The sequence below is a fragment of the Streptomyces lucensis JCM 4490 genome (assembly GCF_014650035.1).
Lineage (GTDB): Bacteria > Actinomycetota > Actinomycetes > Streptomycetales > Streptomycetaceae > Streptomyces > Streptomyces lucensis.
The window spans coordinates 1-13,696 of record NZ_BMUE01000034.1 but is presented as its reverse complement, the minus strand read 5'-3'; the positions used below and the strand labels follow the sequence as shown (position 1 = coordinate 13,696).

At 72.7% G+C, this 13,696-nt stretch carries 11 protein-coding genes, 1 pseudogene and 1 riboswitch; of the genes and pseudogenes, 9 read left to right on the top strand and 3 right to left on the bottom strand.

Going from position 1 to position 13,696, the window contains the following annotated elements:
• The 5 genes and pseudogenes from IE177_RS34415 to IE177_RS34395 form a co-directional block, all read left to right on the top strand.
• Window positions 1-154, top strand: a pseudogene (locus tag IE177_RS34415) (flavodoxin-dependent (E)-4-hydroxy-3-methylbut-2-enyl-diphosphate synthase); the annotation flags it as partial.
• A gap of 31 nt (window positions 155-185) precedes the next feature.
• Window positions 186-2,084, top strand: a complete 1,899-nt coding sequence (gene dxs, locus IE177_RS34410) for a 1-deoxy-D-xylulose-5-phosphate synthase (protein WP_190019423.1) — start codon at window positions 186-188, stop codon at window positions 2,082-2,084.
• Window positions 2,081-3,469, top strand: a complete 1,389-nt coding sequence (locus IE177_RS34405) for an aspartate aminotransferase family protein (RefSeq protein WP_190019422.1) — start codon at window positions 2,081-2,083, stop codon at window positions 3,467-3,469. Before dxs ends, IE177_RS34405 begins: the two co-directional genes overlap by 4 nt.
• An 85-nt stretch (window positions 3,470-3,554) precedes the next feature.
• Complete coding sequence (locus IE177_RS34400) at window positions 3,555-4,178, top strand: helix-turn-helix domain-containing protein (RefSeq protein ID WP_190019421.1); 624 nt, start codon at window positions 3,555-3,557, stop codon at window positions 4,176-4,178.
• Window positions 4,175-4,297 (top strand): DUF6126 family protein, encoded by a 123-nt coding sequence (locus tag IE177_RS34395; protein ID WP_190019420.1) that lies wholly within the window; start codon window positions 4,175-4,177, stop codon window positions 4,295-4,297. The genes IE177_RS34400 and IE177_RS34395 overlap by 4 nt, the downstream gene beginning before the upstream one ends.
• Before the next feature lie 20 nt (window positions 4,298-4,317).
• On the opposite strand, the gene IE177_RS34390 is transcribed toward IE177_RS34395, so the two are convergent.
• A complete protein-coding gene (locus IE177_RS34390) occupies window positions 4,318-5,115 on the bottom strand; it encodes a tyrosine-protein phosphatase (protein ID WP_190019419.1) in 798 nt (265 codons plus the stop codon).
• A 167-nt stretch (window positions 5,116-5,282) separates the two neighbouring features.
• Between IE177_RS34390 and IE177_RS34385 the strand changes: the two genes are divergently transcribed.
• From IE177_RS34385 to IE177_RS34375, 3 genes are all read left to right on the top strand, one after another.
• On the top strand, window positions 5,283-7,358 hold the full coding sequence (locus IE177_RS34385; RefSeq protein WP_190019418.1) for an alpha-galactosidase: 2,076 nt from the start codon (window positions 5,283-5,285) through the stop codon (window positions 7,356-7,358).
• A gap of 310 nt (window positions 7,359-7,668) precedes the next feature.
• Window positions 7,669-7,826, top strand: a riboswitch (cyclic di-AMP (ydaO/yuaA leader).
• Window positions 7,827-7,830: 4 nt separating this feature from the next.
• Window positions 7,831-8,781, top strand: a complete 951-nt coding sequence (locus IE177_RS34380; protein ID WP_190019417.1) for a M23 family metallopeptidase — start codon at window positions 7,831-7,833, stop codon at window positions 8,779-8,781.
• Window positions 8,782-8,953: 172 nt separating this feature from the next.
• Window positions 8,954-9,739 carry an SGNH/GDSL hydrolase family protein gene (locus IE177_RS34375; RefSeq protein ID WP_190019424.1) on the top strand — a complete coding sequence of 262 codons (786 nt, stop codon included), beginning with the start codon at window positions 8,954-8,956 and terminating at the stop codon, window positions 9,737-9,739.
• 81 nt (window positions 9,740-9,820) lie between these two features.
• Here the strand turns inward: IE177_RS34375 and IE177_RS34370 are convergent, their stop codons facing one another.
• Window positions 9,821-10,435 (bottom strand): TetR/AcrR family transcriptional regulator, encoded by a 615-nt coding sequence (locus IE177_RS34370; protein WP_190019416.1) that lies wholly within the window; start codon window positions 10,433-10,435, stop codon window positions 9,821-9,823.
• A gap of 46 nt (window positions 10,436-10,481) precedes the next feature.
• On the bottom strand, window positions 10,482-11,666 hold the full coding sequence (locus IE177_RS34365) for a Glu/Leu/Phe/Val dehydrogenase dimerization domain-containing protein (protein ID WP_190019415.1): 1,185 nt from the start codon (window positions 11,664-11,666) through the stop codon (window positions 10,482-10,484).
• A 237-nt stretch (window positions 11,667-11,903) separates the two neighbouring features.
• Between IE177_RS34365 and IE177_RS34360 the strand changes: the two genes are divergently transcribed.
• Complete coding sequence (locus IE177_RS34360) at window positions 11,904-13,070, top strand: MBL fold metallo-hydrolase (protein ID WP_229816410.1); 1,167 nt, start codon at window positions 11,904-11,906, stop codon at window positions 13,068-13,070.
• Window positions 13,071-13,696 lie beyond the last annotated feature (626 nt).

Here is a 13,696-nt window from a genome sequence, read left to right as displayed (position 1 = left end):
CGACCTCGGCGTGGCCTCCGGCAACGGCAAGGGCCAGATCTTCGTCAAGGGCGAGGTCGTCAAGACCGTCCCCGAGTCCAGGATCGTGGAGACCCTCATCGAGGAGGCCGTGAAGCTCGCCGGACGGACGGGCCCCGCGGAGCAGTTGAGTTGAGGCAAGGCACAGACCGAGAGGGGGCCCGAGCGTGACCATCCTTGAGACGATCCGTGGACCACGCGACCTGAAGGCGCTGTCCGAGGCGGAACTCGGCCGGCTGTCCGAGGAGATACGTGAGTTCCTGGTGCAGGCGGTGTCCAGAACCGGCGGCCACCTCGGGCCCAACCTGGGGGTGGTGGAACTCACCGTCGCGCTGCACCGCGTCTTCGAGTCACCGGCCGACCGCATCCTGTGGGACACCGGACACCAGAGTTACGTCCACAAACTCCTGACGGGGCGCCAGGACTTCTCCAAGCTGCGAAGCAAGGGCGGACTGTCCGGCTACCCCTCCCGCGAGGAGTCCGAGCACGACGTCATCGAGAACAGCCACGCCTCCACCGCGCTCGGCTGGGCCGACGGCCTCGCCAAGGCCAACCAGGTGCGGGGGGAGGAGGGCCACGTGGTCGCGGTCATCGGCGACGGCGCGCTGACCGGCGGCATGGCCTGGGAGGCGCTGAACAACATCGCCGCCGCCAGGGACCGCCCCCTGATCATCGTCGTCAACGACAACGAGCGGTCGTACGCCCCCACCATCGGCGGTCTCGCCAACCATCTGGCCACCCTGCGCACCACCGACGGCTACGAGAAGTTCCTCGCCTGGGGCAAGGAGGTGCTGCAGCGCACCCCGGTCGTCGGCAACACGATCTACGAGTCCCTGCACGGCGCCAAGAAGGGCTTCAAGGACGCGTTCGCCCCGCAGGGCATGTTCGAGGACCTGGGCCTGAAGTACGTCGGCCCGATCGACGGCCACGACATCGGCGCCGTCGAATCGGCGCTGCGCCGGGCCAGACGCTTCCACGGCCCCGTCCTCGTCCACTGCCTCACGGAGAAGGGCCGCGGCTACGAGCCCGCCCTCGCCCACGAGGAGGACCACTTCCACACCGTCGGCGTGATGGACCCGCTCACCTGCGCTCCGCTCGCACCGTCCGGCGGCCCGTCCTGGACGTCGGTGTTCGGCGACGAGATCGTCCGCATCGGGGAGGAACGCGAGGACGTCGTCGCCATCACGGCGGCCATGCTGCACCCGGTGGGGCTCGGGAAGTTCGCCGAGCGCTTCCCGGACCGGGTCTGGGACGTGGGCATCGCCGAGCAGCACGCCGCCGTCTCCGCGGCCGGGCTCGCCACCGGCGGGCTGCACCCGGTCGTCGCCGTCTACGCCACCTTCCTCAACCGCGCCTTCGACCAGCTCCTGATGGACGTGGCCCTGCACGGATGCGGGGTGACCTTCGTGCTGGACCGGGCCGGCGTCACCGGTGTGGACGGGGCCTCCCACAACGGCATGTGGGACATGTCCGTCCTCCAGGTGGTGCCCGGCCTCAGGATCGCCGCCCCGCGCGACGCCGGCCAGCTGCGCGCCCAGCTGCGCGAGGCCGTCGCCGTGGACGACGCGCCCACCCTGGTCCGCTTCCCGAAGGAGTCCGTCGGCCCCGCCGTCCCGGCGGTGGGCCGCGTCGGCGGCATGGACGTCCTGCACCGCGCCGAACGCCCCGAGGTGCTGCTGGTGGCCGTCGGCGTGATGGCCCCGGTGTGCCTGCGGGCGGCCGAGCTGCTGGCGGCCCGCGGCATCGGCTGCACGGTGGTCGACCCGCGCTGGGTCAAGCCCGTCGACCCCGCGCTGCCGGGCCTGGCCGCCGGGCACCGTCTGGTGGCGGTCGTGGAGGACAACAGCCGGGCCGCCGGTGTCGGCTCGGCGGTGGCCCTCGCGCTGGAGGACGCCGATGTGGACGTGCCGGTGAGGCGGTTCGGGATCCCGGAGCGGTTCCTCGCGCACGCCAAACGCGCCGAGGTGCTGGCCGACATCGGCCTCACGCCCGTCGAGATCGCCGGGCGGATCAGTGCGAGCCTGGCCGCCGGGGACGCGGACGGCACAGCCAAGGAGAGTGAATGACCACCGAGTTCGACCTCGGCGCCCTGCTCGCCGAGCGCGGAGCCGAACGCTACGAGCTGCACGCCAAGCACCTCAACCCGCAGCTGCCGCGCATGCTCCGCACCATCGGCTTCGACAGGGTCTACGAGCGTGCCGAGGGCGCCCACTTCTACGACGCGGACGGCAACGACCACCTGGACATGCTCGCCGGGTTCGGCGTGATGGGCCTCGGCCGCCACCACCCCGTCGTCCGCAAGGCGCTGCACGACGTCCTCGACCTCGGCCTCGCCGACCTCACCCGCTTCGACTGCCAGCCGCTGCCCGGCCTCCTCGCCGAACGGCTGCTGGCCCACAGCCCGCACCTGGACCGGGTGTTCTTCGGCAACAGCGGCACGGAAGCCGTCGAGACGGCCCTGAAGTTCGCCCGGTACGCCACCGGCAGACCGCGGGTCCTCTACTGCGACCACGCGTTCCACGGCCTGACCACCGGCGCGCTGTCGGTCAACGGCGAGAACGGCTTCCGCGACGGCTTCGCCCCGCTGCTGCCCGACACCGCCGTCCCCCTCGGTGATCTCGACGCCCTGGCGCGGGAGCTGAGGAAGGGCGACGTGGCCGCGCTGATCGTCGAACCGATCCAGGGCAAGGGCGTGCACGAGGCCCCGCCCGGCTACCTGCGCGCGGCCCAGGACCTGCTGCACCGGCACAAGGCGCTGCTCATCGCCGACGAGGTGCAGACCGGCCTGGGACGCACCGGCGACTTCTGGGCCTACCAGCACGAGGACGGCGTCGAACCGGACCTGGTGTGCGTGGCCAAGGCGCTGTCCGGCGGTTACGTCCCGGTCAGCGCCACCCTGGGCAAGGAGTGGATCTTCAAGAAGGTGTACTCGTCCATGGACCGGGTCCTGGTCCACTCGGCGAGCTTCGGCTCCAACGCCCAGGCGATGGCGTGCGGTCTCGCCGTGCTGTCGGTCATGGAGAACGAGCAGATCGTCGCCGGGGTGCGGGCCACCGGTGAGCTGCTCAAGTCCCGGCTGAGCGCGCTGATCGACGGCTACGAGCTGCTCGCCGACGTGCGCGGCCGGGGCCTGATGATCGGTATCGAATTCGGCAGGCCGTCCTCGCTGAAGCTGCGCGGCCGCTGGACCATGCTCCAGGCGGCGCGCAAGGGCCTGTTCGCGCAGATGGTCGTCGTCCCGCTGCTGCAGCGGCACCACATCCTCACCCAGGTCTCCGGCGACCACCTGGAGGTGATCAAACTGATTCCGCCGCTGATCATCGACGAGGCCGACGTGGACCGGTTCGTGAAGGCGTTCACCGCCGTCATGGACGACGCGCACCAGGGCGGCGGCCTGGTGTGGGACTTCGGCAAGACCCTGATCAAGCAGGCGGTCGCCCATCGCACCTGACCGGCGGGAAGACGGACTCTCTTTCGGGCCTTGCCTCTGAGGCAAGAAAATTGCCCCACAGGCAAGAGTGGGGCTCAATGGAGGCATGAACGCCTCAGACGCCGCGCCGACGGCGGGCCAGGGCGACGACCTGCCCGCCGTCGCGCCGCAACTGCGCGAACTGCGCCGCCGGGCGAGCCTCACCCTGGAGGCCGCGGCCCGCGCCGCCGGGCTGTCGGCGGCGCACCTGTCCCGGCTGGAGACCGGGCACCGTCAGCCTTCGCTGCCGATGCTCCTCGCGCTGGCCCGCATCTACGGTACGACCGTCTCCGAACTGCTGGGCGAGAGGGTCGCCGACCGTGACGCGATCGTGCGGTCCGCCGACATGGAGCCGACCCGGGCGGGCGGCTGGACCTACGTCCAGGCCGGGGCGCCCGGCCGCGGCATGCAGGCGCTGCGCGTGCAGGTGCCGTACGGCTCCCAGGGCGACATCGTGCGCGTGCACCCCGGCGAGGAGTGGCTGTACGTCCTCGAGGGGCGCCTGCGCCTGCGCCTCGGCGACACCGCGCACCTGCTCGCGCCCGGTGACAGCGCGCACTTCGACTCCCTCACCCCGCACCGCCTGGCCGCCGAGGACCGGGGCGGCGTGGAGCTGCTGTTCGTCCACACCCTGCTGCAGAGCCCCACGGCCGCGCTGTGCCTGGGCCCCCTGACTGGAGAGCTGCCATGAGCGACTTCGAGGAGAAGTTCCCCCGCTCCCTGTGGATCCGGCTGATCATCTACATCGCCGTGGGCCACCTGTTCGCCGCGTTCCTCTACCTGCTGTTCGCGGTGGGCGCCAAGAGCTGAGCCCCGCACGGCGTCGCGGGTCAGTCGAGCAGGCGTTCGCGCAGCCGCTCGCGGGACGCGGGGGAGAGGCCGAGACCGCGCTCCAGGTAGACCTCGACGCCGCCCCAGGTCTCCTCGATGCCGGCGAAGGCGGCCTGCAGGTACTCGGCGCGCGCGTCGAAGAGCGGGCTGAGCAGTTCCATGATCTCGGGGGTGTAGGCCGTCTCGGCGCTGCCGCTGCGGCGGATCCTGTAGCGGCGGTGCTTGGCGTTGGACTTCAGGTAGTCGGAGACGATCGCCTCGTGCTCCACCCCGAGCGCGAGGAGGGTGACCGCGATGGAGATGCCCGCTCGGTCCTTGCCCGCCGCGCAGTGCATCAGGGCCGGCACGTTGTCCTCGGCGAGAGCGTGCAGCACCCGGGAGTGCTCGGCGGTGCGCTCCCTGACGATCTTCCGGTAGGAGGCGATCATCCGGGCCCTGCCCTTGCCGTCGTCCAGGATGGCGCGCAGCTGGGCCAGGTCGCCGTCGCGCACCATCTTCCAGAACTCCGCGCCGTCCGCCGGGTCGCTGAGCGGCAGGTGCACGTTGCGCACGCCGGGCAGTGCGACGTCGGGGCCCTCCAGCCGCTGGTCGGCCGCGTTGCGGAAGTCGAAGATCGTGTGCAGGTCCAGGGAGGCGAGGAAGGCCGCGTCCTGCTCGGTCGCGTGCGCCAGGTGCCCGCTGCGGAACAGCACACCGTGTCGCACCCGCCGCCCGTCCACGGTCGGCAGTCCGCCCACGTCGCGGAAGTTGCGCACGCCGGTCAGCTCCGGCTCGGTCGACGGGACCTGCTGCGTCACGGCGGCTCCTTGCGGTCGGGCCCGGCACGGCTCGTCGACGGGCGCTGCGACGACCATACGGCATCGCTTTCCCAGGGCAATGAGTTGTCCAGAGGCATTGCCGACGGGTGCCGAGAGGCCGATGATGTTCGTACCTGAGCGTATCTGTTGACCCCTGTGAGGTCTCGATGGTGGAAGTCGCCGAGAACGGCCGCACCTGGCTCCTGTCGGGGCCCACGAGCGGTTACGCCCTCCATCTCACGGACGCGGACGAACTGGTCCACCTCCACTGGGGGCCGCGCATCGCGCTCGCGGACGCCGAGGCGCTGGCGACCGACCCCCTGCCGCCCTACCGGCCCTTCGAGTCCCCGCTCGACGGACGCGAGGAGTACCCCGTCGAGGGCGGCCCCCGCTTCGTCCGCCCCGCCCTGTCCGTGCGCACCGAACGGCGGCGCGGCACCGAGTGGCGCTTCGTCTCGTGCGACACCGCCGACGGCGACGAGCTGCGGCTGCGCTTCGACGACGACGGGCTGGCGATCGTCCTGCACTACCGCATGCGCGGCGACGTCGTGGAGCGCCGGGCCACCCTGGTGAACGGCGGCCACGCGAACGTGGAGCTGCTGCGCGCCGACGCCGCCACCTGGACCCTGCCCGACCGCGAGGGCTGGCGGCTGTCGCAGCTGCACGGCCGCTGGGCCGCCGAGTCCCGGCTCACCAGGGCGCCGCTCACCTACGGCGAGAAGGTCATCGGCAGCCGCCGCGGCCACACCGGCCACCAGCACCTGCCCTGGGTCGCGCTGGACACCGACGCCACCGAGGAGCACGGCGAGGTCTACGGCTGTGCGCTCGGCTGGTCCGGCTCCTGGCGCATCGCAGTCGCCCAGCTGCCGGACGCGCGCGTGCAGATCACCGGCGGCGCCGGCCACGACGACTCGGGCCTGCTGCTCCTGGAGCCCGGCCGGTCGTACACCACCCCCGTCTTCGCGGGCCTGTGGAGCGACGGGGGCTTCGGCGGCGCCAGTCGTGCCTGGCACGCCTACCAGCGCGCGCACGTCATCCCGGACGCGGAACAGGACCGGCCCGTGCTGTTCAACTCCTGGGAGGCCACCGGCTTCGACATCTCCGAGGAGCGGCAGGCGGCCCTCGCCCGCCGCGCCGCCGCGATCGGCGTCGAGCTGTTCGTGGTGGACGACGGCTGGTTCGGCGCGCGCACCGGCGACCGTGCCGGGCTCGGCGACTGGACCCCCGGCCCCGACCGCTTCCCGAACGGCCTCGGGCCCCTGGCCGAGGAGGTCCACGGCCTCGGCATGCGGTTCGGGATCTGGGTCGAGCCCGAGATGGTCAACCCGGACAGCGACCTCTACCGGGCCCACCCCGACTGGGTCCAGTACCAGCCTGGACGCAGGCGGACGGAACTGCGCCACCAGCTCGTCCTCAACGTCGCCCGGGAGGACGTCCGGCAGCACCTCTGGGAGCGACTGGACGCGCTGCTGTCCAGTGCCCCGATCGACTACGTGAAGTGGGACTTCAACCGCTGCTTCACCGACGCCGGCTGGCCGGGCGAGCCCTACCCGCAGCGCCTGTGGGTCGACCACGTCCACGCCCTGTACGGCCTGATCGACCGGCTGCGCGCCGCACATCCCTCGGTCGCCTTCGAGTCCTGCTCGGGCGGCGGCGGGCGGATCGACCTCGGGGTGATGAGCCGTACCGACCAGGTGTGGACCTCCGACAACACCGACCCTCTCGACCGGCTCGCCATCCAGCACGGCTTCAGCCAGATCCATCCCGCGCGCGTGATGGCCGCCTGGGTCACCGACAGCCCGAACACCCAGCTCAACGGGCGGGTCAGCGCACTGCGGCCGCGCTTCGTCAGCTCGATGGCGGGCGTCCTCGGCGTGGGCGGCGACCTCACGCGGTGGAGCGAGGCGGAACTGGCCGAGGCCCGCCGGTGGGTGGAGCTGTACAAGGAGATCCGGCCGGTCGTCCAGCGGGGCGAGCTGTACCGGCTGCGCCCTCCGGCGGGCGGGCTGAGCGCGGTCCAGTACGTCCTCGGGGACGAGACGGTGGTCCTCGCCTGCCTCCAGGCGCAGAGCTACGGCGAGCCGGCGCCGGCGCTACGACTGCGCGGACTCGATCCGACGGCAACGTACGAATGCCGCGAAACGGGTGAAACGTACAGAGGGGCGGTGCTGTTGCACCACGGGCTGCGGACCGGACTCAAGGGCGACCTGGATGCGGCGGTTTTCCGGATGCGCCGCATCTAGGACTCTCTGTCCCTGATTCGACGTATTCGCCCCAACTCGCCGCTTCCCAGGGGCACGTGGCGGCGCGATGCGTGAGGAGCGTCATACCGGTCACCGTCCGTCGCGCGTCATGTCCACGTAATGCGGGCGCGGACATGGGGAAACGCATGAGGCGGAGAGGGGAGGATTCACGCATGGTGACCGGGAACTCCCGAATCTGATCTTCTCGGGCTCAACCACCGGGAACCGGCCGCTTGTTTCCGTACGACTCGCTCGCCTAGGTTCACCCCAATCCGGACGGAACGCCGAATCCTGCCGCCGCCCGGAGCCCCACACACTTGACCCGCGTCCGGCAGGAGCGGGGGACCCACCAGGTACGACTGCCTGTCCCGGTCTCCGCGACAGGCTCGGGGTGAAGCCGCGCAGGGCGCGGCCGGGCAGCTCCAGCCCGAACCCGACAGCTGACCTCGCAGGCGCCGGAGAGGAATGCGCCATGCCCGCGAAGGGTAAGCACCGCCGTCCCAAGCCCCCGCGTTTTTCCCGCTCCATCGCCGTCGCCGGAACCGGTGGCGCCGCCCTGGCCCTCCCGCTCGTCGGGGCCACCGGAGCCCACGCCGCCCCGGCCGCACAGCCCGTTTCCCAGAAGTCCGCGCAGTCCCTTCCCGGCACGGCGAAGAAGACGGCGGCCCGGCCCGGTACGACGGTGCGCACCTACACGGTGAAGTCCGGCGACTGCCTCGCGACGATCGCCGCCCGCGAGCACGTCGCCGGCGGCTGGCAGCGGCTCTACGACGACAACCGGCAGGCCGTCGGCGGCGATCCCGCGCTGATCCACCCGGGCCTGGAGCTGACGCTCGGCAAGAAGGCCACGCAGGCCGGCGCCGGGTCCACCGCCCCCCGGCAGTCCCGGGCCGCGGCCCGGCCCTCCGCCGCCCCGCAGGCGGCCCCGGCGGCCGAACCGGCCGCCGCCACCGCCGCTACGGCCGCTCCCACCGCCGCTACGGCCGCTCCCACCGCCACGGCGGCCGCCCCCACCGGCTTCACGCTCCCGGTGGCCGGCGCCACCATAGGCACCGGCTACCACGTGGCCGGCGGCATGTGGTCCAGCGGCTACCACACCGGCGTCGACTTCGTCGTCCCGACCGGCACCCCCCTGAAGGCCGTCGGCGCCGGCACGGTCGTCTCCGCCGGGTGGGGCGGCGCGTACGGCAACCAGGTCGTCATCAAGCTGGACGACGGCCACTACGCCCAATACGGACACCTCTCGCGACTGTCCGTCTCGGCCGGCCAGACCGTGACGGCCGGCCGGCAGATCGGCCTGTCCGGCGCGACCGGCAACGTGACCGGTCCGCACCTGCACTTCGAGATCCGCACCACGCCGGACTACGGCTCCGACATCGACCCGGTCGGCTACCTCCGCGAACACGGCGTTCCGGTCGGCTGAGCGCGATCACACGTCCAACGCCCGGGACGGCGACGCTATTCCGGGCTTGGCAAACTATTTAAGGGTGTCTCATCTCACCGTTCGTCAACCCCTGCCTACGTTCGCGTAGGTCACATCCCGCAGTGAATCATGGCCCGATGTGGCAGACGATTCGAAGAATGACAGCAGATCAGTGATCGGGTCGTACGTGGCGGTGGGGGACAGCTTCACCGAGGGCGTCGGCGACCCCGGCCCCGACGGGGCGTTCGTGGGCTGGGCCGACCGGTTCGCGGTGCTGCTCGCCGACCGGCGCGACGAGGGCGACTTCCAGTACTCCAATCTCGCCGTGCGCGGGAAGCTGCTGGACCAGATCATCGCCGACCAGCTCCCGAAGGCCCTCGAACTCGCCCCCGACCTCGTCTCCTTCTGTGCGGGCGGCAACGACATCATCCGGCCCGGCACCGACCCGGACGAAGTGGCCGAACGCTTCGAGCGCGCCGTGGCCCGGCTGACCGGGGCCGCGGGCACGGTCCTGGTGACGACCGGCTTCGACACCCGTGGCGTCCCCGTGCTGAAGCACCTGCGCGGCAAGATCGCCACGTACAACGGGCATGTGCGGGCCATCGCCGACCGGTACGGCTGTCCCGTGCTCGACCTGTGGTCCCTGAGGTCCGTGCAGGACCGCAGGGCCTGGGACACCGACCGGCTCCACCTCTCGCCCGAGGGGCACACGCGCGTGGCGCTGCGCGCCGGGCAGGTCCTGGGGCTCGACGTCCCGGCCGACCCCGAGCAGCCGTGGCCGCCGCTGCCGCCCCGCGGCACGCTGGAGATCCGCCGCGACGACGTCCAGTGGGCCCGCGAGTACCTCGTGCCGTGGATCGGCCGCCGGCTGCGCGGCGAGTCCTCCGGGGACCATGTGACGGCGAAGGGCACCCTGTCGCCGCACGACATCAGGATGCGGATCACCTCGGTCGCCTGACGGCCGCCGGCGTGCCCCGGTCCCGCGCCCCCGCGCGGTCCGGGGCACGACCGCACCCGTGCGCGCCCTCGCGGACACGGCCTAGCGCTCGTTCAGTGCCTTCCGGTCCAGGCCCAGTTCGCGGGCGAGGGCGTCGTCGACCCACTCGCGGGCGCGTGCTCGCGGCACCGAGCCGGGGTACGACGTCAGCTGCACGGCCAGTCCGTCCAGCAACGCCGTCAGCCGCAGCGCGGCACCGGCCGGGTCGGCGCAGGTGAACTCGCCCGCCGCCACGCCCTCGGCGATGACGTCGGCGATCGCGGCCTTCCACCGCGTGTCCAGGTCCCGGGTGACCTGCCGCAGGGCGGGCTCGCGCAGCGCCACCGCCCAGCCCTCGATCCACAGCCGCCAGCCCTTGGCCTGCCCGGTCGGCGCGTACCAGCGCACGGCGGCCCGCAGCCGGCGCAGTGCGGTCGACCGCCGTCCCAGCAGCCCGCGCAGTCGCGCGAGGTCGTCCTCGGCCGCGTACGCGAACGCGGCGGCGACCAGCTTCTCCTTGGTCGAGAAGTGGTACAGCACCAGCGCGTTGCTCACCCCGAGCGCCGCGGCCACGTCGGCGATCCTCACCGCCGCGACGCCCCGCACCTCGATCTGCTCGATGGCGGCCCGCAGCAGCTCCTCCCGCCGCTCGGCCACGCTCAACCGCACTCTCGCCACGCGGTCACCCTAGTCCGTTGTCATGGTCAGCGCCGAAACGGACCGTTCACCGGTACCACCCGAAGCGCTCCGCGATCACCGGCAGCCGGTCCGCGGCCAGGGCGTGGGCGGCCGCGCGCGGAGTCGTACCGTCCGCCCGCGCGCGGGTCAGCACGAGATCGACCAGGGCTCGCATCGAGTGCCGGATGTGCGCGAAGGCCTCGTCGGCGTCCGCCCCCATGTCGCCGAACAGGGTCCACCACCACCAGGCGTTCGTGGCGGAATTGACCACCACGTCCGGCAGCACCGTCACCCCGCGCGAGGCCAGCAGCGCCTCCGCCCGGGGCAGTACGGGCATGTTGGCGGCCTCGACGATCCACCGGGCGCGGATCCGCTCCTGCCCGGCGGTGTCGACCGCGTACGACACGGCGGCCGGCACCAGCACCTCAGCGTCCGCGGACAGCCAGGAGTCCGCGGGCAGCTCGCGGTCACCGGGGCGCAGCACACCGCGGTCGACGGTGCCGTAGGCGTCCCGCGCGGCCAGCAGGGCCTCGACGTCCAGCCCCGCCGGGTTGGCTATCGTGCCCTTGACGTCGGCGACGGCCACCACCGTCAGTCCCGCGCGGACGAGGAAGCGCGCGGTGGCCCCGCCCATCGTGCCCAGACCCTGGACGGCGACCCGCGCGCCCGGGTACGGCACCGCCGCCCGGTCCAGGGCCGCGAGCACCGACTCGGCGACCCCGCAGCCACCGGCCAGTTCGTCCAGGCCGATGCCGTCGACCTCCACCGCGAAGGCGTCCGCCAGCCGTCCGCGGGCCGCCGCCTCGTCGTCCAGCAGCGGGAACACCGCCTGGACGGTGGAGACCAGGCCCGCGTCGGCCGCCGCGCGGTCCACCAGGTCCTGGCTCAGGCCCAGGTCCTCGCCGGTGGCCCACACGCTCTCGATGTACGGCCGCATCGCGCGCAGGTAGCGCACCAGCACCCCGTACGCCTCCGGGGCCCGCGGATCGCAGTCGATGCCGCCCTTGGCGCCGCCCAGCGGCACGTAGCGGCTCGCGGGGTCGTAGTGCAGGGCCTCCTTCACGGTCATCCCGCGGGCGAGTCCGGTCACCTCCTCCAGCGTGCACCCGGGGCGCATCCGCAACCCGCCGCTGGCCACGCCCCGCACCAGCCGGTCCACGACCAGGAAGCCCCGGCGGCCGGTGACGTGGTCGGTCCACACGAGCGACATCAGGGGAGCGGGGGCGGTCATGGCGTCTCCTCGGCGGCGATGGTCGAGCGCGACCGGGCCACGGCCTGCCGGCGGCCCCGCCCAGGACCGTGTTCCACTGAACCGCGAGTCAGTATCCGGAGCCGGTCGCGGCCTGTCAACGGAAGCGGACCGGGCTCCGGCGGCGCACGCCGTCGGCCCCGGAGCCGTCCCGGCGGCCCGGGGCCTGCGCCGGGGCCGACCATAATGGAGAGCCTCAGCCACTCACCTGGAGGTAGCGTGACCGGATTGCGTCCTTCGAGCTCCGGGCTCCGCGGCCTGCGGCCCGCGGCCTTCGGCGCGGACCCGGGCGGTGAGCGTCTGGCACGCATCCGCCGCTCCCCCCACTTCAAGGACGGTGTCTTCCAGAACCCCGGCGGACCCGCGCGCACCCGGCCCTCCGGCTCCGCGCTGGACTTCGCGAAGGTCTTCTTCGACAAGGACACCCGGCCGCTGCGGGCGCCGAAGGGCACCGTCCCGGTGCACCCGACGACCTTCGCCGACCTGGCGAAGCCGCCCGCCACGGGACTCCGGCTGACCTGGATGGGCCACTCCAGCGTGCTCGCGGAGATCGACGGCAACCGGGTGCTGTTCGACCCCGTCTGGGGCGAGCGCTGCTCCCCGTTCCCGTTCGCCGGTCCCAAGCGGCTGCACCCGGTGCCGCTGCCGCTGGCCGCGCTCGGCGAGGTGGACGTCGTGGTGATCTCGCACGACCACTACGACCACCTGGACCTGCCCACCATCAGGGCCCTGGCCGGCACGGACACGGTGTTCGCCGTGCCGCTCGGCGTCGGCGCGCACCTCGAACGCTGGGGCGTCTCCGCGGACCGGCTGCGCGAGCTGGACTGGCACGAGTCCACCAGGATCGGCGCGCTCACCCTGACCGCCACCCCCGCCCGGCACTTCTGCGGCCGGGGCCTGCGCAACACCCAGCACACGCTCTGGGCCTCCTGGGCCGTCGCCGGTGAGGAGCACCGGATCTACCACAGCGGCGACACCGGCTACTTCGACGGTTTCCGGGACATCGGCGCCGCGCACGGGCCGTTCGACGCCACGATGATCCAGCTCGGGGCGTACAGCGAGTTCTGGGCCGACATCCACATGACCCCCGCGGAGGGCCTGCGCGCCCACCTCGACCTGCAGGGCGGGGCACCGCACGGTGTACTGCTGCCGATCCACTGGGGCACCTTCAACCTGGCCCCGCACCCGTGGGCCGAGCCGGGGGAGTGGACGAAGGAGGCGGCCGAGCAGGCCGGCCAGGCGGTCGCCCTGCCCCGGCCCGGCGAGCCCTTCGAGCCGGCGGGCAAGCTGCCGGCCGAGGCGTGGTGGCGGGGCGTGTCGGGTGACGTCCGCCGGACCTGGCGCTCCGTCGGGGCGTTCGTCGCCGAGCCGCCCAAACGCGGCTGAGACAGAAGGGCCGGGAACGTCGCCCTGACCGTCTCTCCGCCCGGACGGCCAGGGTCGGGCCAAAGCCGACACTCTCCGTGACGTCGCCCGTCATCGGCTGCGGGGCCGCGACGCGGACGGGGCGGGTGGTGCGACTGGGTGTTCGCGTGCGGAACTCGAGGACGGTGAGGCGGGCCCGTTCGGGTCCGCCGGGCGCTGCGCCATTCCGATGACCGTTTCCGACCAGGTGCTATCGGTTGCTTTCGGGTCGCCCCGCCGGGTCCGGCCCGGTCGTCGGTCTTTCGTACGAGGCTTCATACCAGAGCGGGATGCCGGCCGCAGGACTTTGTCAACTGCCCACCGCACATGAGGCACGGCCAACTACTGTGAGTGTCCGTCGGGCACGGCGGCCGTACACACCGGTCCGCCGTCCGACCTCGCGATGACGCATGCCCGCACCCACGCATGCCCGTACGAGCACCGCGCGAGAAAACAGCCGACGGACCAGTACGAGGACGCAGATGTCTCACCTCCGAGCACCGGCCGCCCGTGCCGACCGCCGCGAGGGCGGCCGGCACGGGCGGCCGGTCGCCCGAACCGCTCCCGCACTGACCGAGACGCACATACGGCCCCAGCTCATGCGGCTC

Bases quoted from the DNA above. Each gene is read 5' to 3' on its own strand.
- IE177_RS34405 (WP_190019422.1), top strand. From the start codon at position 2,081: ATGACCACCGAGTTCGACCTCGGCGCCCTGCTCGCCGAGCGCGGAGCC.
- IE177_RS34400 (WP_190019421.1), top strand. From the start codon at position 3,555: ATGAACGCCTCAGACGCCGCGCCGACGGCGGGCCAGGGCGACGACCTG.
- IE177_RS34395 (WP_190019420.1), top strand. From the start codon at position 4,175: ATGAGCGACTTCGAGGAGAAGTTCCCCCGCTCCCTGTGGATCCGGCTG.
- IE177_RS34385 (WP_190019418.1), top strand. From the start codon at position 5,283: ATGGTGGAAGTCGCCGAGAACGGCCGCACCTGGCTCCTGTCGGGGCCC.
- IE177_RS34380 (WP_190019417.1), top strand. From the start codon at position 7,831: ATGCCCGCGAAGGGTAAGCACCGCCGTCCCAAGCCCCCGCGTTTTTCC.
- IE177_RS34365 (WP_190019415.1), bottom strand. From the start codon at position 11,666: ATGACCGCCCCCGCTCCCCTGATGTCGCTCGTGTGGACCGACCACGTC.